This window comes from Streptomyces sp. NPDC031479 (assembly GCF_055581065.1).
In genome coordinates, this window is record NZ_JBVIKC010000007.1 from 222,279 (window position 1) to 249,118 (window position 26,840).

Here is a 26,840-nt window from a genome sequence, read left to right on the forward strand (position 1 = left end):
GCGACCCGCCGCGAGAGCCCGGCAGCCCTCGGCTGCCGGGCTCGTCGGTCATCCGGCCTGGGCCAGGGGCGGCGTCCAGGGAAGACCGTTCCGCGCCGACGGCGGGCTCCCGGCCAGGCGTTCCCGCAGAGCGGTCCGGTCCGGCTTGCCCGCCGCCGTCAGGGGCACCTCCTCCACCACGAGGAGACGCTCGGGGTGCTTGCGCCGCTCCAGCCCCCGCGCGCCCAGGTGGACGCCGAGGGAGTCCAGCGTCGGAGCCTGCGGGCCCCGCGCCACCACGCAGGCCGCCAGCCGCTCCCCCATCAGCCGGTCGGGGACGCCCACGCACACCACGTCCCGGACCTGCGGGTGCGAACGGAGTTCGCGCTCGACCTCGGCCGGGCTGATGTTGGCGCCGCCGCGGATCACGATGTCCTTGAGGCGTCCGACGACGTGCAGCACGCCGTCGGCGTCGAGGTAGCCGAGGTCGCCGGTACGGACCCACCCGTCGGGGGTGCGGTAGCGGGCGTCCAGATCGGGCGCGCCCACGTAGCACAGCGGGGTCATGGGGCCCCGGGAGACGATCTCCCCGATGTCGCCGTCGGGGAGCGGATCGTGGGTCTCGGGGTCGGCGATGCGGATCTCGGCGACCCGGGGATCGGGGTGGCCCGCCACGACGCCCGCGGCGTCGGTCGGGGGCACGGTGTCGGCCAGCCCCGTGTGGCAGTTGACGCCGTCGGCGGAGCCGTAGAGGTTGACCACGGGGCAGCCGAAGGCCTGCGCGGCGGCGGCCGCGGTGGCCTCGTCGAGCGGAGCCCCGCCCAGGACGAGGGCGGTGGGGGCCGGCAGCCGCTCGCTCGCTGCGTCGATGCGTTCGAGCATCATGCGCACCATGGTGGGCACGCCGAGGACGTGGGTCGGCTGGTGCTCGCGCACGGCCTCGATGGCGGCCCCGGGCGAGAAGTGGTCGAGCAGGACCAGGGTGCCGCCGTGCCGGGCGAGGGTGACGGCGGTTCCGTTGGACCCGAAGGCGGAGGCCAGCGGTACGAGGAAGAGGCAGCGCGGCGGGGTCCCGTCGGGCATGAGCGAGGCGAGGAAGTTCCCGCGTCCGCCGGCCAGCGCGTTGTGCGAGTAGGCGATCATCTTCGGCTCGGCTTCGGATCCCGAGGAGACCAGGATCCGGGCGGCGCTGTCGGGGTCCGGGCGGGCGGGGACGAATCCGCCGGGGTCGCGGCGCATGAGGTCCGACCACGAGGTCGTTCCCCCGGGTGCGCTGCCGGGGCCCACCGCGACGACGTGGCGGAGGGCGGGCAGTGCGCGCGCGAGCGTGTGCAGGCCGGCCGCGTGGTGGAAGCCGCGGTGCTCGACCGCGGCGATGACGGCGACGGCCCCGGCCCGGCGGAGCAGGCACTCGGCCTCCAGGGTGCCGCGGCCGACGGGGAACGGCAGGGCGACGGCGCCGAGCGCGGCCAAGGCCAGGTCGGCGATGACGGCGTTGCGGTCGTCGGGCAGTTGCACTCCGACCACGTCGCCTTCGCGGATGCCGAGGTCTCTGAGGCCGGTGGCCAGACATCGCACCTTGCGGTCCAGGGCGGTGTAGCAGAGCCTTCCCCTGGCATCCAGGACGGCCGTGCGGTGCAGGCCGGCGATCTGGCGGGCCCGGAAGAGGCTGTAGACGTCGAGGTCGGGGCAGGTGCCGTCGACCACCCAGGAGCGGCGGAGATCGGCGGGCAGCAGGTCGCGCAGTACGGGCCGGTCGGCGGTCATACGAGGCTCCAGGGGGCGGTGACGGCGGGGGCACCGTGCGCGTCACGGCCGACCGAGCCGGCGAAGCGCGCGTCGTGGTGCAGGTCGCGGAGGTCGGTGGTGACGGCGGTGACGGCGAGGCCGTGGGAACTCAGCCGGTCGACCGCGTCGCTCGTGGAGAGGTCGCGCAGGTCGTACGCGGCCGCGGCCCCGGCGTTTTCGTCGGCGGGGGCGAGCCAGCCGTCGGCCGTCGGCAGCGGGTGCCGGAATCCCGCCGGCCGCCTGGCGGCCTCCCCGCGCGCCACCCGCCGCAGGGCGGGGGCGGTCAGCGAGTCGGCGGCGCCGAGCAGCGAGGAGTCCACCCGTACGCCGTGGCCGGTGCGTTCCCTCAGCAGCAGCCCCGCGAGAACGGCTTCGGCACCGTGCAGACCCCCCAGTACGTCGAGCAGGGTCATCATCGAGGGCGCGGGGGGCTCCCCTTCGGGGCGGACCGCCTCGCCCACCCCCGTGCGGGCCTGCACCATGAAGTCGGTGCCGATGGGGGCGTCCTGGAGCCGTTCGGCCCAGCCGCTCGTGTACGCGTGGACCAGGGCCGGATTGACCCGCGCGAGGTCGTCGGCGTCCAGAGCGAACTCCGCGGCCTTGCCCGGTGCCCAGTTGTGCAGGAAGACGTCGGCCTCCGCGGCCATCTCCCGGAGCCGGCGGCGGTCGGCCTCGGCCTTGATGTCCACTTCGACGGCCTTCTTGCCCCGGTTGAGGGCGAGCCAGCGGGCCGAGATCCCGGAGCAGGCGGGCGGCATGCCGCGCAGCGGGTCCCCGCCCGGCGGCTCGATCCGGATGACCTCGGCCCCCAGCAGGCCGAGCAGGTGCGCGGCGAGGGGTGCCTGGATGCGACGGCCCGCCTCCAGCACCGTCAGCCCGGCCAGCGGTCGGCCGGCCGAGGGGGAAACCGTCGTACGGGGGCGCGACGGCGCGGGGCCACCGGACAGTGGCCGCAGCGACCAGGGCGCGGCGCCGTCCGTCTCCAGGGCGCGTTCGGCCAGGGTGCGCAGTACGCACACCTCGGCGCCGGAGAGCACCGCGGCCCGCCGGATCCGTGGGAGGGGGTGTGAACGGGTCACCGAGTGGAGGACCCGGGGGAAGGGGGCGCAGGCGGTGGCGTAGCGGAACTGGAACGGCCGCCACCCCGCCCGCATCGCGTCGGCCGGGGCTCCCAGGGCCCGCCAGAACGCGGCCCAGGCACCCGGATCGAGGGTCTCCAACTCGAACGGCACGCCCTCGGCCGAGGTGAAGGGCGGTCCTCCCGGACCGAGTTCGGCGGCTTCGCCCTCATCGGCCCCGGCGGCGGCGAGGTACTGGGAGACGGCGAGCAGCCCGGCCCGGTCGGCACCGGTGGTGATGTGGGAGGGCCCGGCCCCGCGGGCCTGGCCGACCAGGCCGGCGAGCAGTCCTTGGACGGTGAGGACGGCGGTGGCCGTCGCCGCGTAGTCGGCGGCCAGGCCGCGCGGGCTGCCGTCGCGCCGTCCGTGGACCGCCATCATGCCGGTCGCGGCCTGCACGGTCGCCTCGTCGACGAGCCCGCTGCCGGGCTTCGCCCAGGTGACGGTCGCGCGAGCGGGGTCGAAGCCCGCGCCGGAGAGCGTGACGCGGCCCGGTGGGCCGTCGTCGGTGGGCCCGTCGCATCGCGCTCCGAGCAGCCGCAGGTGTGCGGCGACGACGTCGGTGATCTGCGGGGGCCCCGAGGTGCCGAAGGCCAGTGTGTCGAGCGGCCGGACCGTCTGCGTGGTTGCGGGGGACGCCATGCCTCTCCTCTCCCGGCGCGGCGGTGGCCGTCGCCCAGGTCGAACGGAACGCGGGAACTCTGGGGGGTGCGCACCCGACCAGTTCCTCGGACAGGGAGTCGGACAGCAGTTCCCATGGGTTCCCGGGAACGAGGAGGAACACAGTGACGGATTCGGGCACGGAGTACGCCGGACCGGTTCAACCCGAACCGGGGGCGGCCGAGTTGAGGGAGGAGGTCGAACGGTTCGTCCGTACGAGGGTGATCCCGTCCGAAACGGTGCTGGACGCGGGCGGAAGGGAAGCGGCCGCCGCCCTGGCGGAGTTGCGGGCCGAGGCGCGTGCCGCCGGGCTGTGGGCCCTGCCGCTCCCGGCGGACCTGGGCGGCGGCGGCCTGACGTTCCGTGCGTACGCGGCGCTCGCCGAGGCCGAGGGCGCCAGCGATCACGGTCCCGCCGCACTGGGCTCCGCCCCGCTGCTCGACGTCACCATGCTGAACCGCCACGGCGGCACCCGGGTGCGCGAGGAGTACCTGGAACGTCTGGTCGCGGGCGAGATGCGCACCTGCTACGCGATGACCGAGCCGGACGTACCGGGCACCGACCCGCTCCTCACCGGCACGCGTGCCGAGGCCCGGGCGGACGGCGGTTGGGTGATCAGCGGCCGCAAGTGGTTCACCTCCGGAGCCGCCGGCGCCGATCTCGTCACCGTCATGGCGCGTACGGGCGGGGCGGCGGGCGACCGCGAGGGCCTCTCCCTGCTGCTCGTACCGACCGGCTCACCCGGCTTCCGCGTCGTACGCGAACTGCGCGTACTGGGGGCGGCGGGCCAGTACGAGATCGAACTGGACCGGGTCCGCGTGCCCGCCGACCACCTCCTCGGCGCGGGTGGCGACGCCCTGGCCATCGCGGGTGAACGGCTCGCGCTCGGCCGCACGCTGCGCTGCCTGCGCTGGCTGGGGCAGGCCCGGCGCGCCTTCGACCTCATGGCCGAACGCGCCGCCACCCGCCGGGGATCGCGCGGGCCGCTCGCCGACCACCAGCTGGTCCAGCAGCACGTCTTCGACTCCCTCCTCGCGCTGCGCACCACCCGGCCCCTGGTCCACGAGGCGGTAGCGCTGATCGCGGCCGGACGGGACGCCCGTACCGAGGTGGGTCTGGCCAAGGTCGCCGCCGCCCGGATGCTGCAGCAGGTCACGGACTCCGCCATCCAGGTCCACGGCGCTGCCGGGCTCGGCCCGGACACGGCGCTGCCGTCGCTGTTCCGCGGCGGACGCGCGGCCCGCATCCTCGACGGCCCGGACGAGCTGCACATCACCTCGGTGGCCCGCCGCGTGCTGCGCGGCTACGGCCGGGCCCACGGGGCCGCTACACGCGGGTGATGTCGACGAGGTCGCCCAGTGCGGCCAGTCCGAGGGCCAGGAAGAAGTCGCCCCAGATGAGTTCGTGACGCACCGCCAGGCCCTTGGCGGCGTCGTAGCAGCCGTCCAGCAGCATTCCCGGCGGCCGGCCCGGACCCGCTTCGCTGAGGTGGGCCCCGGTCAGTCGGCTCAGGATCGCCACGGCCCGCCGCGCACACACCTCGGCCCGGGGTGCCCGTGCGCGCGACAGCTTGAGCAGCGCGACGGCGGTGATCGCCGCGGCCGAGGTGTCGACGGGCCCCCGCGGCCGGGACGCCTCGTTGGGCGGGACGAGCGGCCCGGTCAGTGCCCGCGCCTGTACCAGCAACTGCTCCGCGGCGAGGGCGAGCCGCTCCGGCCGGTGGCGGGCGATCTCCGGCCGGAGCAGTGCGTCGGCCACGGCCAGGAGCAGCCACGCCTCTCCGCGGCTCCACCCCGGTGCCGGATCCGCACAGGGGGACCAGCCCGCTGCCGGGTCGAACGTCCAGGCGGGCCGCGGCCGGCGGCCGCTTCCCGCGCCCTCCGGGCCGAGGGCGAGGTCGAGGTGCCGGTGGAGGTGGGCCGCGGCCACGACGGCCCCTTCGGGTCCGGCCGCGGCCAGGAGGGGCACCAGCCCCGGTACGGCGTCCGCGCGGGCCAGGAGGCGGGGGCCGCCGAGCGCCGCGCCCCAGGGCACGATCCCCGCCCCGGGGTCGTAGGAGTCCAGACAGGCGCGGGCCGCCCTCGCCCGGAGCGCGACGGCTTCGGGTGTGCCCAGGGCCGGCGCCGTCCCGTACCAGAAGATCAGTCCCCGGGTGGCGGTGTCGGATTCCGCCCACGGAGCGAGTCGGGCGGTGCAGTCCGCGGCGGCCCGCCGGTGTGCCCCGTCCCCCGTGTACCGGGCCCGCAACCACAGCAGTCCGGCCCAGAAGCCGCCGGTCCACGAGCCTCGGCCGGTCGTCTTCCACCGCCCGTCGACCGGGTCCGCGTACAGCGGGAAGCGGGCGCCCGCCTCGGCCTCGGTCACCGTCACCCGGCCGATGACGGCCGCGAGCGCCCGTCCGGCCCGGTCGCCGGGGGTCATGCCTCCTTCCCCGTCCGCGCGCGCCGGTCCCGTACGGCCCAGAGGAACGCCACCGCTCCCGCCGCGGCGAACTCCACCGCGACCAGCAGCCAGCCGGACCCGTACCGCCCGCTCTGCGCGAGGAAGCCGAACAGCGGCGGGCCCATGGCAAATCCGGCGAAGAACCCGGCCGCGACGAGCGCCGATTCCTGGCCGGCCCGGCCCGGAGCGGCGCGCTGCACGACCAGCACCATCGAGACGGCGTTGCCGGAGACGGCGAACACTCCGACGGCGACGGCGCCGGCCCATACCAGCGGACGGGCGAGCGACCCGCCGGCCAGGAGAGCCGCGGCGCCCACGGCACCGCAGGCCAGCAGACCCGGCAGCCACTCGGCCCGTCCCGGGCGGGCGGCCTTCGACCACCCGACCCGGCCGAGTACGCCCGCGACGCCGAGGACGGCGACCAGGCCACCGGCCGGGGTGGGGCCCATCCCCAGGCCGCGCACCCCGTACAGGGCGAGATAGGTGTTGACGGAAGCGATCCCGGCTCCCAGGAACAGCGAGAATCCCGCCAGCCAGGCCACCATCCCCCTCGGTACGTACGACGTGCGAACGGGCGGGGCCGGCGGGACGGGCGGGTCGGCGGGCAGCGCACGCAGCGCCCACGCCCCGGCGAGCAAGGCCGCCCCGGAGGCCGTCCACACCGCGCCCCGCCAGCCGAGGCCGCCGGCGAGGGCGGCGAGCGGCAGCCCGGCGGCGAACGCGCCCAGCTGGACACCGGACTGCTTGAGGCCGGTCACCGCACCCCGCCGGGCCGACGGGACGGCGGCCAGGATCGCCTTGTTGGTCGCGGGGTTGGCCAGGGCCTGTGGTATTCCGCCCAGCGCGACCGCGCCCAGCAGCAGGCCCGCGCCGGGGGCGGCGCCGATCAGGGCGAGGGCCACCGCGGAGAGGACGAGCAGGAGCACGAGCGAGCGCCGGGGCCCGACGCGGTCCACCATCCGGCCGCCGGCCGGGGACAACACGGCGGCCGTCCCGAAGCCGACCGTGGTCGCCAGTCCCAACACCGCCGGGGAGATGCCCGGTTCCTCCACCAGGCGGGGCCCCAGCGCACCGAGCAGGAACAGTTGCAGCATCGAGAACGCCATGGCGCAGGTCAGCAGCGCGGTCAGGTGGCGAGCCTGCCCGTCCCGCGTGCCCGGCGCCCGGGCGGTGGCTGCCCTCGTCCCCTCCGCCGCCACAGAAATCCCCGTTCCCCGATGTTGAACTTCACGACCGACCGGGAAGGCAGTCGGACGGGCCGGCACCACGGTTCCCGCTCCCTTCTGTGCCCTGCGCCACACCGGACGAGGGGAGTTCGAGGCGCGCCGCAGGTGTGCTCGGGAACTTGTCAGGAAGTGCGCACCCCCCTGCGGAGCCCGGAAGGCCGGTGCGAGGATGAACCCGCCATGACGCCAGGTCACTGTTTACGAGCGGGACGGGCTGCGATGTTCGCAGCCGTCTGCGTGCTGCTCTCGACCGTCGGCCACGTGCTCATGTCCGGTACGGCCGTGCCCTGGTGGGCGATGTCCGCCGCGTTCGTGGGCACGGCGGCCGCGGCCTGGTCCCTCGCGGGCCGTGAACGGGGGCCGCTCGCCGTCATCGCGGCGACCGTGGCCGTCCAGGCCGCGCTCCACTCGGGCTTCTCCCTGGCCCAGTCGGTCCTGCACCCTTCCCTGCCGTCCGGCACCTCGTTCGCCCGCCAATGGGCCGCCTACCTGATGTGCGGGGAAGGCACGGCGTCGGCCCCGTCCGCCCGGGACGCCCTGAAGGTCGTGAGCGATGCGGGGCTCGGCGGTCTCGTGTCCCAACCTCCGCCGGGCGCCGCCCTCCAGGGGGCCGCCGCCCACGGCATGCACGACATGCTCGGGATGCACGGGATGCATGACATGCCGGGCATGGCCGGCGCCGCGTCCGCGGCCACCGGCGCCCTCATGGGTGGTCACGCCATGGCCGGCATGTCACCGGCCGGAATGCTCGCCGCCCACCTGCTGGCCGCGCTGCTCTGCGGCCTGTGGCTGGCCCACGGGGAGAAGGGCGCCTTCCGCGTCCTGCGCGCCGTCGCAGGCCGGCTCCGGACGCCGCTGCGCCTGCTCATCGGCGTCGCCCCGGCCGCGGTCCCGCCGCGCGTGCGCGTACGCCGGGTACGGCGCGCACGCGCGCTCCCGCAGTTGTTCCTCGTCCACGCCATCACCTCACGGGGTCCGCCGGCGGGAACCGCTGTCCTGTGACAGCCGGTTCCCCGAGCGTGCGCTGACGGTTCTTCTCCTGTCCGTCGCCCCTCGGGCATCGGCCATGCCCTCCGGCCGGCCGTACTCCCTTCACCGGCCCCGCCGCGCGCGGTGCCGGACACCTTGCCCCTAAGGACCTGTGGCGATGACTCCTGCCCTGCCCCTGCCCACCCGGCCCCGTCCCGTCCGCGAAAGGGCGGCCCGGCACACGCCGGACTCCGATGCGGCGGTGACCCGACTCGCCCTCGCCGCGCGCGACGGCGACCCCGCGAAGGCCGACCGGTTCGTCCGGGCCCTGCACCGCGATGTATGGCGGTACGTGGCGTACCTCAGCTCGGATCCCCAGGCGGCCGAAGACCTCACCCAGGACGTGTTCCTGCGGGCACTCGCCGCGCTGCCCCGGTTCGAGGGCCGCTCCTCCGCCCGCACCTGGCTCCTGTCCATCGCCCGGCGCACCGTCGTCGACAGCGTGCGCCATGCCGCCGCCCGCCCCCGGCTGTCGGACCGCGACGACTGGCAGAGCGCCGCCGAACAGAGCCAGCCCCACGGCCTTCCCGGTTTCGAGGTCGGCGTCGCCCTCGCGGAGCTCCTGGCCGCGATCCCCGCCGAGCGCCGCGAGGCCTTCGTCCTCACCCAGCTGCTCGGCCTGCCCTACGCCGAGGCCGCGCTCGCCGTCGGGTGCCCCATCGGTACGGTCCGCTCCCGCGTGGCCCGCGCGCGCACCATGCTCATCGCTCTGCTGACCGACGCCGAACCGCCCGCGGCCACCCCGGCCCGCCTCCCTTCGTACGACGACCGGGGCTCCGGAGCGTCCGCCTCGTCCGTGGCCCTGGCATCGCTGGTCTGATCGCCGGGACGTCCGCGCGGGAGCGCGGGCGACGCGAAAGGGGGGTGCGGCGGACACCACTCCGCCGCACCCCCCTTCCACCACCCGCTGCCGGGCCCCTCAGCCCGGCGGCAGCACCGGGTCCCTCAGCGGTCCCGGTCGTACGCGTGGAACCCCCGGCCCGTCTTCCGGCCCAGCAGCCCTGCCTGCACCATCCGCATCAGCAGCGGCGGCGGGGCGTAGAGGGGTTCCTTGAACTCGTCGTAGAGCGACTCGGCGATGGCGGCGACCGTGTCGAGGCCGATGAGGTCGGCCAGCCTCAACGGGCCCATGGGGTGGGCGCAGCCCAGCTCCATGCCGGCGTCGATGTCGGCGGCGGTGGCGAAACCCGACTCGGCCATCCGGACGGCGGAGAGCAGGTACGGGACGAGGAGGGCGTTGACGACGAAGCCGGCCCGGTCCTGCGAGCGGATCACCGTCTTGCCCAGGACCTCGCGGGCGAACCTCTCCACCGTTTCCACCGTCTCCCGGGAGGTGTGCAGCGAGGGGACGACCTCCACCAGGGGCAGGACGGGCACCGGGTTGAAGAAGTGCAGTCCCACCATGCGGTCGGCGCGTCCTGTGGCCATCCCCAGGCGCATGACGGGCAGGGAGGAGGTGTTGGTGGCGAGGATCGCCCCGGGATCGGCGAGGATCTTGTCGAGGGCCGCGAAGGTCTCGGTCTTGACGTCGGCGTTCTCGGGGACGGCCTCGATGACCAGCTGCCGGTCGGCGAGGTCGTCGAGTTCGCCGGTGAAGACGAGCCGGGTGAGGGCGTCCTCGGCGGAGATCCGGTCGAGCTTGCCCCGCTGGACGGCGCGTTCGAGCGAGACGGCGACCCGTTCACGGGCCGCCCGGGCGGCGGTGGCGTCGGCTTCGCGGACGACCGTGTCCAGACCGGCGCGGGCGCAGACCTCGGCGATCCCGGCACCCATCCGGCCGCCGCCGACGATCCCGACCCTGCGGAGGGCGGCGCTCACGACCGTACCTCCGGGATGCGCACGAGGTGACGGGTGTAGGCGTCGGGGGTGAAGAAGAGCGGGAGTCCGGTGGCGAGCGCGGTGCGCTCGAACAGCCCCCGTACCTCGTCGAGGGCGGCCCAGGGGTGTGTGGCGCCGAGGTCGGCGAGCTCCTCGTCGAGCACCCGTTGCACCGTGTCGCGGTCCAGTACCCCGTGGCGCAGCCACTGCCAGATCTGGACCCGGGCGATCTCGGCGGTGGCGGCGTCCTCCATCAGCCCGTCGAGGGCCACGGCGCCCCGGCCGCGCAGCCAGGCCTCGAAGTACCGCAGCGCGACGGCGATGTCGGTGCGTACGCCGTGTTCGGTGGGCGGGCCGCTGATCCGCCGTACGGAGAGCAGGTCCGCGGCCTCCACCCGTACGTCCTCGCGGGTGCGGTCGAGCTGGTGCGGGCGCCCGCCCAGGACCCCGTCGAAGACCTCGCGGCAGACGGGCACCAGGGCGGGGTGCGCGACCCGGGAGCCGTCGAAGCCGTCCAGTGCCTCGCGCTCCTTGTCGAGGCGCACCTCGGCGAGGGCCGCACGGTTCGCCTCCGGGTCCTTGCCGGGGACGTGGGCGGACATTCCGCCGATGGCGTGGGCGCCGCGCTTGTGGCAGGTGCGGACGAGCAGCTCGGTGAAGGCCCGCATGAACGGTGCGGTCATGGTGACCCGGGCCCGGTCCGGGAGTTGGAAGTCGGTGCGGTGCCCGAAGGTCTTGATCAGGCTGAACAGGTAGTCCCGGCGGCCCGCGTTCAGACCGGCGCAGTGGTCGCGGAGCTCGTAGAGGATCTCCTCCATCTCGAAGGCGGCCGTGACCGTCTCGATGAGGACGGTGGCCCGGACCGTGCCGTGGGGAATGCCGAGCAGGTCCTGGGCGAAGACGAAGATGTCGTTCCAGAGCCGCGCCTCGTAGCGGTTCTCCAGCTTGGGGAGGTAGAAGTACGGGCCGTGTCCGGCGTCGATCCGACGCTGCGCGCAGTGGAAGAAGTACAGGCCGAAGTCGACCAGTGGGGCGGGCACGGGCCGGCCGTCGAAATCCAGGTGCTCTTCCGTCAGGTGCCAGCCTCGGGGCCGCACCACGATGGCGGGCAGGTTCTCGCCGAGGCGGTACCGCCTGCCCTCGGAGGTGGTGAAGTCGATCCGGCCCCGGCAGGCGTCGAGGAGGTTCAGCTGGCCGCCGATGATGTTGTCCCAGGTGGGCGCGGTGGCGTCCTCGAAGTCCGCCATCCACACCTGCGCACCGGAGTTGAGGGCGCTGACGGTCATGCGCCGCTCGGGCGGTCCGGTGATCTCCACCCGGCGGTCCTCAAGGCCGGGGGCCGGCGGGGCGACCCGCCAGGTCAGGTCGCCGCGGACGGCAGCGGTGGCCACGGGAAAGCCGAGCGGGGATCCGGAGGCCAGGCGGACGGCCTGCCGGCGGCGCTCCTTGAGCAGCTCCTGCCGGCGGTCGCCGAAGGCCTCGGCGAGTGCGGAGAGGAAGTCCAGGGCCGTGGGGGTGAGCATCTCGTCGTGGCGGTCGCCCGGGGCCGCGAGGACGCGCACGGCGCGGGCAGGGGCACTGGTGGTCATCGGGGGGTACTCCTGGGCTGTGAGAGGAGACGGGGGCGGGGAGGAACCGCCCGGCCCCCGCGCGGCCGGAACGCGTACGGGGGCCGGGGCGCGCACGGGGCCGGGCCCGACCGGCTCAGTGGAACTGCTCCTCCTCGGTGGAGCCGGTGAGCGCGGTGGTGGAGGAGGCGGGGTTGACCGCGGTGGAGACCAGGTCGAAGTAGCCGGTGCCGACCTCGCGCTGGTGCCTGACGGCGGTGAAGCCCTGCTCCTGGGCGGCGAACTCGCGCTCCTGGAGGTCGACGTAGGCAGTCATGCCGTGCTCGGCGTAGCCGCGGGCGAGGTCGAACATGCCGTGGTTGAGGGAGTGGAAGCCCGCGAGCGTGATGAACTGGAACTTGTAGCCCATGGCGCCCAGTTCCCGCTGGAACTTGGCGATCTGGTCATCGTCCAGCGCCGCCTTCCAGTTGAAGGACGGTGAGCAGTTGTACGCCAGCATCCGGTCCGGGTACTGCGCGTGGATCGCCTCGGCGAACTCGCGGGCCTGCGCGAGGTCGGGGGTGCCGGTCTCGACCCAGATGAGGTCGGCGTACGGGGCGTAGGCCAGGCCGCGGGCGATGACGGGGGCCATCCCGTTCCGCACCCGGTAGAAGCCCTCGGCGGTGCGCTCACCGGTGGCGAACCGCGCGTCGCGCTCGTCGACGTCGCTGGTCAGCAAGTTGGCCGCGAGCGCATCCGTACGGGCGATGATCAGCGTCGGCGTGTCGGCGATGTCGGCGGCGAGGCGGGCGGCGTTGAGGGTGCGGATGTGCTGGGAGGTCGGGACCAGGACCTTGCCGCCGAGGTGGCCGCACTTCTTCTCCGAGGCCAGCTGGTCCTCGTAGTGGATGCCCGCCGCGCCCGCCGCGATCATCGCCTTGGTCAGCTCGAAGGCGTTGAGCGGGCCGCCGAAGCCGGCCTCGGCGTCGGCGACGACCGGGGCCAGCCAGTCGGTGGTGTCGCCGGCCTCCTCGGCCGTGGCGATCTGGTCGGCGCGCAGCAGCGCGTTGTTGATCCGGCGCACCACCTGGGGAACGGAGTTGACCGGGTACAGGGACTGGTCGGGGTAGGTGTGCCCGGCCTGGTTGGCATCGGCCGCCACCTGCCATCCGGACAGGTAGATGGCCTGCAGGCCGGCACGCACCTGCTGGACGGCCTGACCACCGGTCAGGGCGCCGAGCGCGTGGACGTAGTCGAGATCGTGCAGCCGGCGCCACAGCCGTTCGGCGCCGCGTCGTGCCAGGGTGTGCTCCTCGCGGACGCTCCCGGACAACCGGATCACGTCCCGCGCCGAGTACGTGCGCTGGACGCCCGCCCACCTCGGGTCCGTGGCCCACCGCTGCTCCAGCCGCTCGGCCGCCGCCGCCGTCGTGTTCGTGTCTGCCATGACCGTCACCGTCTCCCTGAATCGCTTCGCCTGCCAACGCACCCGCCCCTCACGGCGAGTCGATGGCACTCTGTGCCGTTGTCTGGGGTCGCGGCCGCCGAGCCCGAGGGCGGAACTGAGCAATGCCGCAGGTCAGCCGAGGCCGAACTGCCGGGATCTCCGACGTCGGGGCACGGGTCGCACCCGGAGTGTCCGCCTCGGCTGCCGGGGTCCGGCGGCCGCAGGACAGACTCTGGCAGCGGCACGCAGTGCCATCAATCAGGGACGGCTGCCAATTTCTGCGAATCTTCCGCGGCGGTTTTGCCAAGGTTGCGAAGGGTCGGCAACGGCAGAAGCGTGCGTACTCTGAACCCGGGGCGAGGCCGAGGGGGTCGGGGTGGGCAAGACGTACGCGGGAGCGCGGCTGCGGCGGCTGCGCGAGGAACGCCGGATGAGCCAGGCGGACCTGGCACGCGTACTGGCCATCTCGCCGAGCTACCTGAACCAGATGGAGCACGACTCCCGGCCCCTCACCGTGCCCGTCCTGCTGCGGCTCACCGAGGCCTTCGGCGTGGACCCGGGTTTCTTCTCGGAGCGCGACACCGGCCGCCTCGTCGCCGATCTGCGAGAGGCCCTGGCCAACGAGGTCGCCGAGGCCCGCGTCTCCCCCTCCGACCTGGCCGAACTCGCCACCCGGATGCCCGCCGTCGCCTCCGTCCTGCTGGACCTCGGCCGACGCGCCCAGCTCCTGACCGAGCGGCTCGCGGACACCGCGGACGGACGCGGCGGCGGCCCGGCCACGCCGCGCTCACCACACGAGGAGATCCGCGAGTTCTTCTACCGCCGCCGGAACTACCTGCACGACACCGACCTCGCCGCCGAGGACCTCGCCCAGGAGGTCGGCATCCGCACCGGTGAGGTCGTCAGGGCGCTTTCGAGCCGCCTCGGCGACCGTCACGGGATCCGCTTCGCGTCCGACGCCGACCGCCCCGGGGCCCGCCCCGCCTCCGACGCCGACCACCTCCACCGCTTCGACGCCCGCACGCGCGTCCTGCACCTGTCCGGCCGGCTCCGGCCCGGCCAGCAGGCGTTCCGGATGGCCACGCAGCTCGCCCTGCTGGAGTACGGCGGCGAGCTGGACCGGCTGGCCACCGAGGACTTCGAGCCCGGCTCCCCCGCCCACGCCCTGGCCCGGATCGGCATCGCCAACTACTTCGCCGCCGCCCTGGTCCTGCCGTACCGCGCCTTCCACGCCGCCGCCGAGGAATTCCGCTACGACATCGAACGCCTCACCGACCACTTCGGCATCGGCTACGAGACCGTCTGCCACCGCCTGAGCACCCTACAGCGCGCCAGGCTGCGCGGGGTGCCGTTCTCCTTCGTCCGCGTGGACCGGGCCGGGAACATGTCCAAGCGGCAGTCCGCCACAGGGTTCCACTTCTCCCGGGCCGGCGGCACCTGCCCGCTGTGGAACGTCTACGAGGCGTTCGCCGTCCCCGGCCGCGTCCACGTACAGATCGCCGCCATGCCCGACGGACAGCGCCACCTGTGGACCGCACGCACCGTCACCCGCCACCGCGGCGGCTGGGGCGAGCCCGGCAAGACCTTCGCCATCGGCCTCGGCTGCGAGATCCGCCACGCGTCACGGCTCGTCTACTCCGACGGCCTCGACCTGGACAATGCCTCGGCCGCCACTCCCATCGGCATGGGCTGCCGGCTGTGCGAACGACTCGACTGCCCGCAGCGCGCCGTCCCGCCCCTGGGCCGCACGCTCGCGGTCGACGAGAACAGCAGCACCTTCATCCCCTACCCCGTGGCCCGCGACCGGGAGTGACTCCAGGGCGTGCTGCTGCGCTTCCTCCAACTGGTCGAGGGCGAACGGGACGGCCCGGCCCGGCTGTTGCCCGCCGTGCACGGCAAGCGCGCCCAGTGCTCCGGCGGGGCCGAGAACCACATGATCGTGATGCCCTGCGCGGACCTGGGCCGGGCCGTCGACGCCCTGACCTCGCCCGGACGCCGGGTGGGGCGCCGCGCCGTCGCTCGCGCCGGTCATCCCTGTGATCAGGAACTCATCCCCTTGGCCGGACCGGCCGCAGGCGGTAGCGTCACGCCGACATCTGCACATAGCGACGACGGCGAGACGGAAGTCCGGTGTGAATCCGGCATGGTCGCGCCACTGTGTGCTGCGTCCGCACTCCCCCCGGGGGGTGCCGGCCGCGGCGAGTCAGACCCTCGGACCGTCGTTCCGCACCACCACATGGGACGCGTTGTTCCCCGAGGAGGTTCCACCATGGCCGAGGCCGTCGCTTCCGCTGCCATACCCGCCCCCGCCCTCTCCCCGTCGGCTCCGCTGCCCGTCAAGGCCGTGCTGCCCTGGGCGCTGTTCGTCGGTCTCCTGATGCTCGTGGCCCTGTACTTCGTCGGCGCGGAGCAGGGTGCCACCGCCGTGTTCTCCGGCGAGGGCGTGCACGAGTGGGTGCACGACGGCCGCCACCTGCTCGGCTTCCCCTGCCACTGAGAGGCATTCGCACCATGTACGCCTCCACTGTCAGAGGTCTGCTGGTCCGCGGCATGCTCGCGGGCCTGATCGCCGGGCTGTTCGCCTTCGCCGTCGCCTACGTGGTCGGTGAGCCCCCGGTCCGCGGCTCCATCGCCGTCGAAGAGGCCACGGCCGCCAAGGAAGCCGCCCCCGCGGCCGGTCACGCCGGTCACGGCGGCGGCGACGATGCCCCGGCCGCTGCCGGGGAAGAGGAAGAACTCGTCAGCCGGCCCGTGCAGTCCACCGTCGGTCTCGCCACCGGTGTGCTGGTCTACGGGGTCGCGCTCGGCGGCATCGCCTCCCTCGCCTTCTCCTTCGCCCTCAACCGCGTCGGGCGCTTCAGCCCCCGGGCAACGGCCGCGCTCACTGCCGCGGGCGCCTTCACACTGGTCTACCTCGTGCCGTTCCTGAAGTACCCGGCCAGCCCTCCGGCCGTCGGCAACCCGGACACCATCGGGCAGCGCACCACGCTGTTCTTCCTGATGATCCTGCTCAGCGTCCTGCTCGGCGTGGGCGCGATCATCCTGGGGCGGCGGCTGGCACCGCGCCTGGGCAACTGGAACGCGACGCTGGCGGCGGGCGGCGGCTTCGTCGTCGCCACGGCGCTGGCCTTCCTGGTGCTCCCGGACAACACCGACGCCGTGAAGCCCGAGTTCCCCGCGGCCCTGCTGTGGGAGTTCCGGGTCGCGTCGGTGACCGTCCAGGTCGTGATGTGGCTCGTGTTCGGGATCGTCTTCGGCGTCCTCGCCCAGAGGCTCCTGTCCCACCGCACCGATCCCGCCGGTGCCGGGACCACGGCGCCGCAGCCGGCGTCGGCCCTCGGCTGATCGACGTACCGTACGCACCCACCCCAGAGCCCTGGGGGGGAAGGGGGGGGGGGGGGGGGGGGGGGGGGGGGGGTGGGGGGGTAGGGGGGGGGGGGGGGGGGGGGGGGGGATGCCGCACAGCCGAGCCCTCTCCCCCCCCCCGACCCCGCCGGCGCTCCCCCCCCCCCCCCACCCCCCCCCCCCCCCCCCCCCCCTCCCCCCCCCCCCCCCCCCCCAGGGCTCTGGGTCTTCCGGCGCCGCGGCGTCGAGCGGTGCGTGCGGCAGGCGTCACCGTCCGCCGTCCCCCTCCTCCTCGCGCTCGCGGGCGCGCTCGCGGGCGACCGTGGGCAGGCTGTCGGTGTCCGGCGCGGTCCTCGCGACCATCTCGGCCAGTCGCCCGCAAGCCCGTTCGACCCTTTCCAGGGTCTGGTTCCGCTCGGTGACGGCCGCCGAGAGCAGCAGCGCGGTCAGCGCGGCGGCACCGTTGAACGCCTGCAGCGAGACCATGGCGGTGAGCAGGGTCTGGCCCGCGAAGGGGCCCGTCCCATGCGTGGCGGCGTAGATCGCGAAGACGGATGCGGCCAGCGCACAGGGTGCGGCTCCGGCGAGCTGGAAGCGGAAGGCCGCCCAGGTCAGCAGGGGGAAGGCGAGGAAGATCAGAGGTGTGGGGGAGGCTTCGAGGAGGCCGACGGCGATCGTGGCGGCCACGAGCAGCGATGCCTCCGCCCACCGCGGTGCCGGCACGCCCCTCGGCCGGCGCGCGGAGCTGAGGACGAGCAGGACCGGTGTGACCAGCAGGACGCCCATCGCGTCGCCGGTCCACCAGACCCACCACGAGGGCCAGAACCCGCCGACGGGCAGAGCGCCGGCCAGGTGCAGGGTACCGATGCCCACGGTCGCGCTGACGAGCATGCCGGCGAACGCGCCGAGGAAGACCAGTGCGAGCGCGTCCCGCAACCGGTTCATCCGGGTGCGGAAGCCGACGAGGCGAAGGAGCGCGTAGGAGGACAGGGAGCCGAGGGTGTTACCCGCCGTGATGGCGAGGACGACGGCGAGCGACGGCCCGGGCGAGATGTTGACCAGGAACGCTCCGAGCGCGATGCCCGGCCAGATCCGGGGGCCGAACAGGAGCAGCCCGGCCAGGGCGATGCCGGTCGGGGGCCACAGCGGTGACACCTGACCGCGTACGAGCTGCTGGAGCAGCCCGAGCTCACCCCCGGCGTAGTACAGCGCGGCGACGGCACCGCTCTTCAGGGCCGTCGCGCCGGCGCTCCTGAGCCTGTGCCGCCACGCGTCGGTCATCGGGAGATCTGTCCCTGCTCTCGTCCCTCGCTGGTCTGTCCATCTTGCACCCCTGCGGGCTCCGCCACGCCGCCGCTCACACGTGTCCCCGATGCCTGCCGGCGGCTTCAGCCCGGGATGCGCAGGGCGAGTACGGCCATGTCGTCGTGCCCGTCACTCGGATGCCCCTCCGCCAGGGCCCGCACGAAGGCCTCCAGGGGCAGGGAGGCGTGCACGGCGGCCAGCTCGGCCAGTGCGTCCAGGCTCTCGTCGATGGGGTGGTCGGGGTGTTCGACGAGGCCGTCGGTGAACAGGACCACCGTGGTGCCGGGGGGCAGCGGGTGGGTGCGGTCCGGGCGGTGCTGCTCGCTGTCGACGTTCAGTGGGAGTCCGGGTTCGGCGAACAGGTAGTACGGCGGGCCACCGGGAGTGATCAGCAGTGGGGGGACGTGGCCCGCGGTGCTCCAGAGCATCCGCCAGCCGCCCCCCGCGGGTTCGATGCGCGCCAGCCCGGTGGTGGTGACCGGGGTGTCGGTGATGGCCTGCAGGGTCCGGTCGAGCTGGGTGAGGACCGCGCTGGGCGGACCGCCCAGTTCGAACAGCAGGGAGCGCAGCATGTTGCGGATGGCGGCCATGGCAGCGGCCGCCTGCAGATCGTGGCCGACCACGTCGCCGATGACGAGCGCCACCGCGCCGTCGGGCAGGGGGATGGCGTCGTACCAGTCCCCGCCGAGGGCGTTGGGTTCGGCGGCGGGCCGGTAGATGGCGGCGGCGGCGAAGGGTCCCAGGTCGGGCAGCGTCGGCAGCAGGAGCCGCTGGAACTGTTCGGAGGAGGCCCGGACCTGTTCGAGGAGGCGGACGTTGTCGATCGCGATGCCGGCGGCGCTGGCGAGGGCGACGACGATGTTCTCGTCGTGGACGTCGAAGGCGCGCCCGTCACCCCGCTCGGAGAGGTAGAGGTCTCCGTAGGTCTCGCCGCGGACGCTGATGGCGACGCCGAGGAGGGTGCTCATCCGTGGGTGGCCGGGCGGGAACCCGACCGAGGACGGATGGGCGGAGATGTCGTCGACCCGCAGCGGTTCGGGGTGGCGGATCAGGTATCCGAGTACGCCCAGACCGCCGGGAAACCCCACGTCGGCCAGGGCCGCGCGTTCCTCCTCGGAGAGGCCGACGGCGATGAACTGCGCCAGCCGCTCTCCGGAGTCGTCCAGTACGCCGAGTGCCCCGAAGCGGGCGCCGACCAGCTCCATCGCGGTGGTCACGATGCGGTTCAGCACCGCCGGCAGTTCCACCTCCCGGGTGATGGCCACCACCGCACCCAGCAGGCCCTCGATCCGGGCCCTGGCCGCGGCCAGGGCCCGCAGCCGCTCTTCGATCCGGCCCAGCTCGGCTTCCAGGCGCAGCAACGGGTCGGGTTTGGGCGCCCGCTTCGCCCGCTCCCCCTCCCTGCCGCCCGCCATCACGATCGCCCGGTGGACCGGGACGCGGACGTCCGCTCCCGCTCACCGCACGGGGCGCCGTGCTCCACCGCGGCGGCATGGTTGCGAGCCGGTGCCCGTCCCGCGCCCCCGGGGCCCGCCCGGCGCTCGCGCCGGATCCGGTCATCAAGCCGCTCAAGCGATCGGTACACCCACGGACTCCTGACACGACCGTGCAACAGCCCACAGGATGGCCCGCCGACGGCACGTCACCGGGCATTCCGCCGAAAGCGGCATGTCTCATGCAGCCGGAGGGCTTGCGGCCCGCGTCCCGTCCCGTTTCGCCGTCCGGATGATGGACGGGGCTCGCCGCTGGGCGATCTTCCGCCCTAGGGTGGCCGGTGCAGCTGGTTCGCCCCGTCCGCCAGGCGGGATGCGTCGTAAGAGGGAACCCGGTGGGAATCCGGGACTGCCCCGCAGCGGTGAGCGGGAACGACCGCCGTCATACGCACTGGGACCGGACAACGGTCCTGGGAAGCGACGGCCAGTAGGGGCCCGCCGGGAGACCGGCAGGCGTGCCCGCGAGTCCGAAGACCTGCCCGTTGCCCGTACGCGGACGATTCCCGTGCGGAGATCCCGGTGACCTCGTGGGCGGGTCGGCGTACACGACGAGCGGCACGCGCGGTGCATCCCCGCGCCGTGGTCCGCGCGTTCTGCCGTTCCTTCGCGTCCGCGTCCCCTCACCGGGACGTCCAGGACACATCTCGCGAAGGAGAGTTCCGTGACAGCGAAGCCCGCGGCCGCGGCAGCACGAGCCACTGTGTACGGCTACCCCCGTCAGGGTCGGAACCGCGAACTGAAGAAGGCCGTCGAGGGTTACTGGAAGGGCCGCGTCACCGCCGAAGCCCTCCGGCGGACAGCCGCCGGCCTCCGCCGCTCCAACTGGCGGCAGCTGGCCGATGCGGGCATCACCGAGGTGCCGACCGGCGACTTCTCGTACTACGACCACGTCCTGGACACCAGCGTCATGGTCGGCGCCGTCCCCGGTCGGCACCGCGCGGCGGTCGCCGAAGACGCCCTCGACGGCTACTTCGCGATGGCCCGCGGCACCCAGGACGTCGCCCCGCTGGAGATGACCAAGTGGTTCGACACGAACTACCACTACCTGGTCCCCGAACTCGGCCCCGACACCGTCTTCACCGCCGACTCCACGAAGCAGGTCGCCGAGCTGAAGGAGGCCCTCGCGCTCGGGCACACGGCCCGCCCCGTCCTCGTCGGACCCCTCACCTACCTCCTGCTGGCCAAGCCCGCCCCGGGCGTGGCCGCCGGCTTCCGGCCGATCACCCTCCTCGACCGGCTGCTGCCCGTCTACGCCCGGGTCCTCGCCGATCTGCGCGCCGCCGGCGCCGAGTGGGTCCAGCTGGACGAACCGGCCCTGGTCCAGGACCGCACCCCGGCCGACCTGGACGCCGCCGCCCGCGCCTACCGCGAGCTGGGGGCGGCCACCGACCGTCCGAAGCTGCTGGTCGCCTCGTACTTCGGCCGGCTCGGCAGCGCCCTCCGGGTGCTCGCCGCCGCCCCCGTCGAGGGGCTGGCGCTGGACTTCACCGACGCCGGCGCCGCGAACCTCGCCGACCTCGCGGCCGTAGGCGGGCTGCCCGGCAAGCGGCTCGTCGCGGGCGTGGTCAACGGCCGCAACATCTGGATCAACGACTACCGGAAGTCCCTGGCCACCCTCGGAACCCTGCTCGGCCTCGCCGACCGGGTCGACGTCGCCGCCTCCTGTTCCCTCCTCCACGTCCCGCTGGACGCCGCGGCCGAGCGTGACATCGACCCGCAGATCCGTCGCTGGCTCGCCTTCGCCCGCCAGAAGACCACCGAGATCACCACCCTCGCCCGCGGCCTCGCCCAGGGCACCGGCACGATCGCCGCCGAACTCGCCGCGAACCGGGCCGACCTGGCTTCCCGCGCGGGCTCCGCCCTCACCCATGACCCCGCGGTCCGGGCCCGGACCGCCGCGATCGGCGAAGCCGACGCGCGCCGGGCGCAGCCCTACGCGCGGCGCACCGCCGCCCAGCGCGCCCACCTGGGCCTGCCGCTCCTGCCGACGACCACCATCGGCTCGTTCCCGCAGACCGACGAGCTGCGCCTCGCCCGCGCCGACCTGCGGGCCGGCCGGATCGACACGGCCGGCTACGAGGAACGGATCAAGGACGAGATCCGCGAGGTCCTCTCCTTCCAGGAGAAGGCCGGGATCGACGTCCTGGTGCACGGCGAACCCGAACGCAATGACATGGTCCAGTACTTCGCGGAGCAGCTCACCGGCTACGTCGCCACCCGGTACGGCTGGGTGCAGTCCTACGGCACCCGCTACGTCCGCCCGCCGGTCCTGGCCGGGGACGTCTCCCGCCCCGAGCCGATGACCGTGCGCTGGACCTCGTACGCCCAGTCGCAGACGGCCAAGCCGGTCAAGGGCATGCTGACCGGCCCGGTCACCATGCTCGCCTGGTCCTTCGTACGCGACGACCAGCCCCTCGGGGACACCGCCCGCCAGGTGGCACTCGCCCTGCGGGACGAGGTGGGCGACCTGGAGGCGGCGGGCACTTCGGTCATCCAGGTCGACGAGCCGGCCCTGCGCGAGACCCTCCCGCTGCGGGCCGCCGACCACGCGGAGTACCTCGACTGGGCCACCGAGTCCTTCCGGCTCACGACCAGCGGTGTCCGGCCGGACACCCAGATCCACACGCACATGTGCTACGCGGAGTTCGGTGACATCGTCCGGGCCATCGACGACCTCGACGCCGACGTCATCAGCCTGGAGGCCGCCCGTTCCCACATGCGGGTCGCCGACGAGCTGGCCGGGCACGGCTACCCCCGCGAGGCCGGTCCCGGCGTCTGGGACATCCACTCCCCGCGCGTTCCCGGCGCCGAGGAGGCGGCCGCGCTGCTCCGCAAGGGACTCGCGGCCATCCCGGCCGAACGGCTCTGGGTCAACCCCGACTGCGGCCTGAAGACCCGCGGCTGGCCCGAAACCCGTGCCTCCCTGGAGAACCTCGTCGCGGCCGCGCGCCGGATCCGCGCGGATCTCGCGACCGAGGAATGCTGATCCGGCAGGGCCGGGTCGGACACCCGACGGGTGTCCGACCCGGCCCGACCCCACGCTCAGGGAGGGTCGGGCCTTGACCAGCGGAAACGTCTCCGCTGCCGCCGGCGGCCCATGCCCTATTCTTCTTGCAAGGTCTATGCAATAACTCACTAATTGCAAGAAGAGGGGTTCTGTGGTGGGCTCTCCGGTGGTGCTCGGGATCGAGTCGTCGTGTGACGAGACGGGCGCGGGGATCGTGCGGGACGGCGAACTGCTCGCGCACGTGGTGGCGTCGAGCATGGACGAGCACGTCCGCTTCGGTGGCGTCGTGCCCGAGATCGCCGCCCGCGCGCACCTGCACTCCTTCGGCCCGGTCGTCCGGCAGGCCCTCGACCGGGCCGGACTGCGGATGGGCCAGATCGACGCGGTGGCCGTCACCACGGGACCCGGGCTGTCGGGCGCGCTGCAGGTGGGGCTGGCCGGGGCGAAGGCGCTGGCGTACGCGGCCGGGGTGCCGCTGTACGGCGTCCATCACCTGGCGGGACACGTCGCCGCCGACACCCTGGAGCACGGCCCGATGCCCGACCCGTGCGTGGTGCTGATCGTCTCCGGCGGCCACACCTCGCTGCTGCTCGTGCGGGACCTCGTACGCGAGCCGATCCTGCATCTCGGGGACACCCTCGACGACGCGGCCGGCGAGTGCTTCGACAAGGTCGCCCGGATCCTGGGCCTGCCGTATCCGGGCGGGCCGGCCATCGACCGGGCCGCCCGCGACGGCGACCCGAGGGCCGTGGCCTTCCCGCGCCCGCTGACCCGGCCCGGGGACGACCCGCACGCGTTCTCCTTCTCCGGCCTGAAGACGGCCGCGGCCCGCTGGGCCGAGAGCCACCGCCGGCGCGGGGAGGAGCCGCCGGTCGCCGACGGAGCCGCCGCGCTGCAGGAGGCGGTCGCGGACGCGCTGACCCGCAAGGCCCTCGCGGCCTGCCGCGCGTACGACGTGAAGACGCTGGTCGTGGTCGGCGGCGTCGCCGCGAACTCGCGGGTCAGGGCCCTGGCGGAACGACGGTGCGCCTCGGCCGGCATCGAACTGCGCGTTCCTCCCCTGACCCTGTGCACGGACAACGGCGCCATGATCGCGGCCGTCGGCGATCTCCTGGTCCGCTCCGGGGCGGAGCCGGCGCCGCTGAACGTGTCCGTCGACCCGTCCGCACCGCTGGAGTACGCCTCCCTGACGCCGCTGCCCGCCCCGCCGGCCGGGCCGAGCACTCTCCCACCGCGCTAGACGGCCGTGGCGTCGAGCCGTTCCGTGAGCGCCCCGTACAGCTCGGGGCGCCGGGTGCGCATGAGGCCGAACTCCAGCCAGTCGCGGCGCTGGTCCAGGTCGAGGTCGGCGACGAGGACGGCCTCGCGGTCCCGCGGGGCGCGCAGCACGATCCGGCCGTACGGGTCGGAGATGAACGAGGAGCCGTAGAAGGTCGACCGGCCCTCGGTCCCGATCCGGTTGGGCACGATCATGAACAGGGCGTTGGCGAGGCCGTTGGCGCTGATGGCGTGCTCCCACATGGGCCGGGTGTCGAAGTCCGGGAGGTCCACCTCGGAGCCGATCGCGGTCGGGTGGACGAGGATCTCGGCGCCGGCCAGGGAGTAGGCGCGGGCCAGCTCGGGGAACCACTCGTCCCAGCAGGTCGGGAACCCGAAGCGGGCCCCCTCGTGCTCGATGACGGGGAAGCCGCCGTCACCGGGGCGGAAGCAGAGGTCCTCGCGGTAGCCGGGGAACGCGGGGATGTGGTTCTTGCGGGTCCGCGCGATCAGCTTCCCGTCGGGGCCGACGCAGACGGCGGTGTTGTAGCCCAGCCCGCCGTCCTCGGCGCGCTCGTACAGGGAAGCGTGGACGGTGATGCCCAGCCCGGTGGCCAGTTCGGTCGCGAGGCCGGTGGTGGGGCCGGTCTCGACGTCTTCGAGGTGGCGGGCGGCGCCGTCGGCCATCGGGTCGTCCGTGTTGCAGAAGTACGGGCTGCGCGTCAGCTCCGGCAGGCACACGACCGAGGCGCCCTGGGCGGCGGCCAGGCGTACGCCCTCCCTCAGGTGGTCGTCGTGCCGCGCCGGGTCGGCGTGCCAGCGCATCTGGACGAGGCCGACGCGCAGCCGCTCGCGTTCGGCGGGCCGGGTGCGGCCGGGGGAACCGAGCGGGGATCCGTAGGAGGTCAGGAGTGCGAACGCGTTCACGAGCGGACTGCTTTCGAATCGAGGGGCAACGGATTGCTGACTGAAATTCCAGTCAGTCCTCTGGTGCGAAAAAGAGCCCCGTCAGGGGCTTCGGCGACAGGTTCGCCGACGGGTCGGATCAGGTCGGATCGGGTCGGGCCGCAGCGCGGCACAGCGGGCGGGCCGGACATGCCTTACCGGAACGTTCCGGCATACGGCGTGCCATGAATGTAGACCCTGCCGGAACGTTCCGGCAAGGCCGGACCCGAACGTCTAGAATGCGGAAACGTGATCACCCCGACCCCCCGCACCGTGACGCTGCTCGACGTCGCCCGCGCCGCGGGCGTCTCCAAGAGCACGGCCTCCGACGCCCTCCAAGGCTCCGGCCGGGTCGCGGAAACCACCCGGGACCGGGTCCGCGCGGTCGCCGACGCACTGGGATACCGCCCCAACAGCGCCGCCCAGCGGCTGCGCCGCGCCGGCACCGGGGCCATCGGCCTCCACCTGCCCAGGACCGCGACCCGGCTCGACTACTACATGACCCTGGCCTTCGGAGCCGTCGAGCGCGCCCAGGAGGAGGGCCTCGACACCGTCCTGCTGGCCCCGGCCGGCGGCGGCGCCGGCCGCCTGGCCTCGCGCGTCGACGGCCTGCTCGTCATCGACCCCGAGAGCGACGACACCGCCGTCCCGGGGCTGCTCGAAGCGGGTGTCCCCGTCGTCACCGGCGAGCGCTACCTGGGCCCCTCCCCCACTCCCACCGGCGCCGTCGTCTGCGACAACGCCGCCTCCCTCACCGCCCTCCTCGACCACGTGCGCGACCGCGGCGCCCGCCGCCCGACCCTCCTGGCCCCCGGAGGCACGTCCGCCTGGGCCGAAGCGCTACGGGCGACCGCCGCCTCGTGGGGTACCGCACACGGCACCGAAGTCGTCCTTCACACCGTGCCGTTCGCCGCCACCCCCACCGACACCGAGGCGGCCACCCTCGACCTCCTCCGCACCGACCCCTCGATCGACGCCGTCATCTGCGCCCCCGACGGCGCGGCCCCCGGAGTCCTGCGGGCCGCGTCAGCCCTCGGCCGCGGTGTGGGGGCCGACCTCCTGGTCGCGTCCTGCGTCGACGGACCCGCGCCGCGCAACGTCAACCCGCCCCTCACCGCCGTGGACCTCCGCCCGGCCGCGTACGGGCGCGCGTGCGCGGAACTCCTCTGCGACATCCTCGCCGGACGCACCACCCCCGACACCGTCCGGCGTCATGAATGGGACCTGGTCACCAGGACGTCGACCACCGGCCTCTGAAACGAGGGCCGCGCGGGGCGGCCCGTCCGGCGCCCCGACCGACGGCGGTGAATCGTCATTTAAGATTCAAGTCGGCCGTAGGGCTGTGGCCCGTCACCCCGCGCGGCGGCCGCGGAGCGGTCGGACCCCGCCGGCCGAGGAGAGCCACCCGCGTCAGGGCCCCGGTCCGGACGGGGACCACATGACGCCGATCACGAAGATCCCGGGCATCGCGTGACCGCCGAAGTGTGTCTCGGCGGCGTGCGGCGCCCAGCCCACCCGCCGACGGACAGATGACCCCCAGGGAGAAGTGAGGTATGCCGGTGCTTTGCGTCGGAGGCATGATCGGAATCGGCAAGACGAGTGTCGCCGAACTGCTCGCCAAGGAGCTGGGCAGCGAGGTCTTCTACGAGAGCGTCGAAGACAATCCGATCCTCCCGCTCTTCTACACGGCGAGCCCCGAGGAGATCCAGGCGAACCGGTACCCCTTCCTGCTCCAGCTCTACTTCCTCCAGACGCGGTTCGCCGCGATCAAGGAGGCGTACAAGCAGGGCGACAACGTCCTCGACCGGTCCATCTACGAGGACTGGTACTTCGCCAAGGTCAACCACGACCTGGGCCGGATCAGCTCCCTCGAAATGCGGGTGTACGAGGGGCTGCTCAACGAGATGATGCGCGAGATCGACGGCCTGCCGTACCGCAAGGCACCCGATCTCATGGTGTACCTCAAGGCCGACTTCGAGACGGTGCTGCACCGCATCGGGCTGCGGGGCCGCGATTTCGAACAGGACGAGAGCCTCGTCGACTACTACCGGACGCTGTGGTCGGGCTACGACGACTGGGTGCACAAGCACTACTCGGCCAGCGAGGTCCTCGTCATCGACATGAACCACACGGACGTGGTGCACAACCCCGAGGACGCGGCCCGCGTGGTGCGGGAGGTCAAGGAGGCCCTCGGGCACCGGGACTGAGGGCGCCCGCCCCTGGGGCGGCGCCGTCACCCCGACGCCGGCCTTGCCGCGCCATCGGGCCGAAGCGTGGGGCCGGAGGGTCCGGGGGCCCGGCCGGTGCGGGGCCCCCAATGGGTACGTGTGAAGTGTCCCTTGGGGTGTTTGGGAAAGCGGGGGGGGGGGGGGAAGGGAGCGGGGGGGGGGGGTGGTCGGGCAATGGCGGATCAATAAGTGGGCCACATTTGTGG

General features: G+C 73.9%; 20 protein-coding genes and 1 riboswitch. Of the genes, 10 read left to right on the top strand and 10 right to left on the bottom strand.

Annotation, left to right across the window (positions count from 1 at the left end; translation table 11 throughout):
• Nucleotides 1-48: 48 nt before the first annotated feature.
• On the bottom strand, nt 49-1,746 hold the full coding sequence (locus ACZ5D2_RS11345) for a class I adenylate-forming enzyme family protein (RefSeq protein WP_371680372.1): 1,698 nt from the start codon (nt 1,744-1,746) through the stop codon (nt 49-51).
• The gene (locus ACZ5D2_RS11350) at nt 1,743-3,527 is read right to left on the bottom strand and encodes a CoA transferase (RefSeq protein ID WP_371680371.1); all 1,785 of its coding nucleotides are present in this window, start codon (nt 3,525-3,527) and stop codon (nt 1,743-1,745) included. Before ACZ5D2_RS11350 ends, ACZ5D2_RS11345 begins: the two co-directional genes overlap by 4 nt.
• Nucleotides 3,528-3,670: 143 nt before the next feature.
• On the opposite strand from ACZ5D2_RS11350, the gene ACZ5D2_RS11355 reads away from it, so the two are divergent.
• Nucleotides 3,671-4,885, top strand: a complete 1,215-nt coding sequence (locus tag ACZ5D2_RS11355; RefSeq protein WP_371680370.1) for an acyl-CoA dehydrogenase family protein — start codon at nt 3,671-3,673, stop codon at nt 4,883-4,885.
• On the opposite strand, the gene ACZ5D2_RS11360 is transcribed toward ACZ5D2_RS11355, so the two are convergent.
• Entirely contained in the window at nt 4,872-5,966 is a 1,095-nt protein-coding gene (locus tag ACZ5D2_RS11360; protein WP_371680369.1) for a sugar ABC transporter permease, read from the bottom strand. The genes ACZ5D2_RS11355 and ACZ5D2_RS11360 overlap by 14 nt on opposite strands.
• Nucleotides 5,963-7,093, bottom strand: a complete 1,131-nt coding sequence (locus tag ACZ5D2_RS11365) for an MFS transporter (RefSeq protein ID WP_371681380.1) — start codon at nt 7,091-7,093, stop codon at nt 5,963-5,965. The genes ACZ5D2_RS11360 and ACZ5D2_RS11365 overlap by 4 nt, the downstream gene beginning before the upstream one ends.
• A 339-nt stretch (nt 7,094-7,432) precedes the next feature.
• On the opposite strand from ACZ5D2_RS11365, the gene ACZ5D2_RS11370 reads away from it, so the two are divergent.
• Both ACZ5D2_RS11370 and ACZ5D2_RS11375 read left to right on the top strand, forming a co-directional pair.
• Complete coding sequence (locus tag ACZ5D2_RS11370; RefSeq protein WP_468928745.1) at nt 7,433-8,215, top strand: hypothetical protein; 783 nt, start codon at nt 7,433-7,435, stop codon at nt 8,213-8,215.
• A gap of 145 nt (nt 8,216-8,360) precedes the next feature.
• Nucleotides 8,361-9,062, top strand: a complete 702-nt coding sequence (locus ACZ5D2_RS11375) for a sigma-70 family RNA polymerase sigma factor (RefSeq protein ID WP_371680367.1) — start codon at nt 8,361-8,363, stop codon at nt 9,060-9,062.
• Nucleotides 9,063-9,187: 125 nt separating this feature from the next.
• Here the strand turns inward: ACZ5D2_RS11375 and ACZ5D2_RS11380 are convergent, their stop codons facing one another.
• The 3 genes from ACZ5D2_RS11380 to aceA all read right to left on the bottom strand — a co-directional run bounded on the left by ACZ5D2_RS11380 (nt 9,188) and on the right by aceA (nt 13,054).
• Complete coding sequence (locus ACZ5D2_RS11380; protein WP_371680366.1) at nt 9,188-10,060, bottom strand: 3-hydroxybutyryl-CoA dehydrogenase; 873 nt, start codon at nt 10,058-10,060, stop codon at nt 9,188-9,190.
• Nucleotides 10,057-11,649 (bottom strand): malate synthase A, encoded by a 1,593-nt coding sequence (gene aceB, locus ACZ5D2_RS11385; RefSeq protein ID WP_468928748.1) that lies wholly within the window; start codon nt 11,647-11,649, stop codon nt 10,057-10,059. The genes ACZ5D2_RS11380 and aceB overlap by 4 nt, the downstream gene beginning before the upstream one ends.
• A 115-nt stretch (nt 11,650-11,764) precedes the next feature.
• A complete protein-coding gene (gene aceA, locus ACZ5D2_RS11390) occupies nt 11,765-13,054 on the bottom strand; it encodes an isocitrate lyase (protein WP_468928750.1) in 1,290 nt (429 codons plus the stop codon).
• Nucleotides 13,055-13,430: 376 nt separating this feature from the next.
• Here aceA and ACZ5D2_RS11395 point away from each other — a divergent pair, with 376 nt between their 5' ends.
• The 3 genes from ACZ5D2_RS11395 (at nt 13,431) to ACZ5D2_RS11405 (ending at nt 16,399) form a co-directional block, all read left to right on the top strand.
• Nucleotides 13,431-14,867 carry a short-chain fatty acyl-CoA regulator family protein gene (locus ACZ5D2_RS11395; RefSeq protein WP_371680362.1) on the top strand — a complete coding sequence of 479 codons (1,437 nt, stop codon included), beginning with the start codon at nt 13,431-13,433 and terminating at the stop codon, nt 14,865-14,867.
• A 456-nt stretch (nt 14,868-15,323) separates the two neighbouring features.
• On the top strand, nt 15,324-15,551 hold the full coding sequence (locus tag ACZ5D2_RS11400; protein WP_371680360.1) for a CbtB domain-containing protein: 228 nt from the start codon (nt 15,324-15,326) through the stop codon (nt 15,549-15,551).
• 14 nt (nt 15,552-15,565) lie between these two features.
• On the top strand, nt 15,566-16,399 hold the full coding sequence (locus ACZ5D2_RS11405) for a CbtA family protein (protein ID WP_371680359.1): 834 nt from the start codon (nt 15,566-15,568) through the stop codon (nt 16,397-16,399).
• Between the two features lie 267 nt (nt 16,400-16,666).
• Here the strand turns inward: ACZ5D2_RS11405 and ACZ5D2_RS11410 are convergent, their stop codons facing one another.
• Both ACZ5D2_RS11410 and ACZ5D2_RS11415 read right to left on the bottom strand, forming a co-directional pair.
• Nucleotides 16,667-17,680 (bottom strand): MASE1 domain-containing protein, encoded by a 1,014-nt coding sequence (locus ACZ5D2_RS11410; protein WP_371680358.1) that lies wholly within the window; start codon nt 17,678-17,680, stop codon nt 16,667-16,669.
• Nucleotides 17,681-17,787: 107 nt separating this feature from the next.
• On the bottom strand, nt 17,788-19,119 hold the full coding sequence (locus ACZ5D2_RS11415) for a PP2C family protein-serine/threonine phosphatase (protein ID WP_371680357.1): 1,332 nt from the start codon (nt 19,117-19,119) through the stop codon (nt 17,788-17,790).
• 362 nt (nt 19,120-19,481) lie between these two features.
• Nucleotides 19,482-19,682, top strand: a riboswitch (cobalamin riboswitch).
• Nucleotides 19,683-19,858: 176 nt separating this feature from the next.
• On the opposite strand from ACZ5D2_RS11415, the gene metE reads away from it, so the two are divergent.
• The gene (gene metE, locus ACZ5D2_RS11420; RefSeq protein WP_468928754.1) at nt 19,859-22,183 is read left to right on the top strand and encodes a 5-methyltetrahydropteroyltriglutamate--homocysteine S-methyltransferase; all 2,325 of its coding nucleotides are present in this window, start codon (nt 19,859-19,861) and stop codon (nt 22,181-22,183) included.
• A gap of 175 nt (nt 22,184-22,358) precedes the next feature.
• Entirely contained in the window at nt 22,359-23,444 is a 1,086-nt protein-coding gene (gene tsaD, locus ACZ5D2_RS11425) for a tRNA (adenosine(37)-N6)-threonylcarbamoyltransferase complex transferase subunit TsaD (RefSeq protein WP_468928767.1), read from the top strand.
• Here the strand turns inward: tsaD and ACZ5D2_RS11430 are convergent.
• Complete coding sequence (locus tag ACZ5D2_RS11430) at nt 23,441-24,388, bottom strand: nitrilase-related carbon-nitrogen hydrolase (protein WP_371680355.1); 948 nt, start codon at nt 24,386-24,388, stop codon at nt 23,441-23,443. The two genes, tsaD and ACZ5D2_RS11430, sit on opposite strands and share 4 nt — an antisense overlap.
• 267 nt (nt 24,389-24,655) lie before the next feature.
• Here ACZ5D2_RS11430 and ACZ5D2_RS11435 point away from each other — a divergent pair, with 267 nt between their 5' ends.
• Together ACZ5D2_RS11435 and ACZ5D2_RS11440 are read left to right on the top strand one after the other, a co-directional pair.
• Nucleotides 24,656-25,663, top strand: a complete 1,008-nt coding sequence (locus tag ACZ5D2_RS11435) for a LacI family DNA-binding transcriptional regulator (protein ID WP_468928756.1) — start codon at nt 24,656-24,658, stop codon at nt 25,661-25,663.
• A 296-nt stretch (nt 25,664-25,959) separates the two neighbouring features.
• A complete protein-coding gene (locus ACZ5D2_RS11440; RefSeq protein WP_371680353.1) occupies nt 25,960-26,613 on the top strand; it encodes a deoxynucleoside kinase in 654 nt (217 codons plus the stop codon).
• Nucleotides 26,614-26,840: the final 227 nt, after the last annotated feature.

Excerpts from the sequence above, each read along its gene's own strand:
- ACZ5D2_RS11345 (WP_371680372.1), bottom strand. The coding sequence starts at position 1,746 with ATGACCGCCGACCGGCCCGTACTGCGCGACCTGCTGCCCGCCGATCTC.
- ACZ5D2_RS11350 (WP_371680371.1), bottom strand. The coding sequence starts at position 3,527 with ATGGCGTCCCCCGCAACCACGCAGACGGTCCGGCCGCTCGACACACTG.
- ACZ5D2_RS11360 (WP_371680369.1), bottom strand. The coding sequence starts at position 5,966 with ATGACCCCCGGCGACCGGGCCGGACGGGCGCTCGCGGCCGTCATCGGC.
- ACZ5D2_RS11365 (WP_371681380.1), bottom strand. The coding sequence starts at position 7,093 with ATGGCGTTCTCGATGCTGCAACTGTTCCTGCTCGGTGCGCTGGGGCCC.
- ACZ5D2_RS11370 (WP_468928745.1), top strand. The coding sequence starts at position 7,433 with ATGTTCGCAGCCGTCTGCGTGCTGCTCTCGACCGTCGGCCACGTGCTC.
- ACZ5D2_RS11375 (WP_371680367.1), top strand. The coding sequence starts at position 8,361 with ATGACTCCTGCCCTGCCCCTGCCCACCCGGCCCCGTCCCGTCCGCGAA.
- aceB (WP_468928748.1), bottom strand. The coding sequence starts at position 11,649 with ATGACCACCAGTGCCCCTGCCCGCGCCGTGCGCGTCCTCGCGGCCCCG.
- aceA (WP_468928750.1), bottom strand. The coding sequence starts at position 13,054 with ATGGCAGACACGAACACGACGGCGGCGGCGGCCGAGCGGCTGGAGCAG.
- ACZ5D2_RS11400 (WP_371680360.1), top strand. The coding sequence starts at position 15,324 with ATGGCCGAGGCCGTCGCTTCCGCTGCCATACCCGCCCCCGCCCTCTCC.
- ACZ5D2_RS11405 (WP_371680359.1), top strand. The coding sequence starts at position 15,566 with ATGTACGCCTCCACTGTCAGAGGTCTGCTGGTCCGCGGCATGCTCGCG.
- ACZ5D2_RS11410 (WP_371680358.1), bottom strand. The coding sequence starts at position 17,680 with ATGACCGACGCGTGGCGGCACAGGCTCAGGAGCGCCGGCGCGACGGCC.
- ACZ5D2_RS11415 (WP_371680357.1), bottom strand. The coding sequence starts at position 19,119 with ATGGCGGGCGGCAGGGAGGGGGAGCGGGCGAAGCGGGCGCCCAAACCC.
- ACZ5D2_RS11440 (WP_371680353.1), top strand. The coding sequence starts at position 25,960 with ATGCCGGTGCTTTGCGTCGGAGGCATGATCGGAATCGGCAAGACGAGT.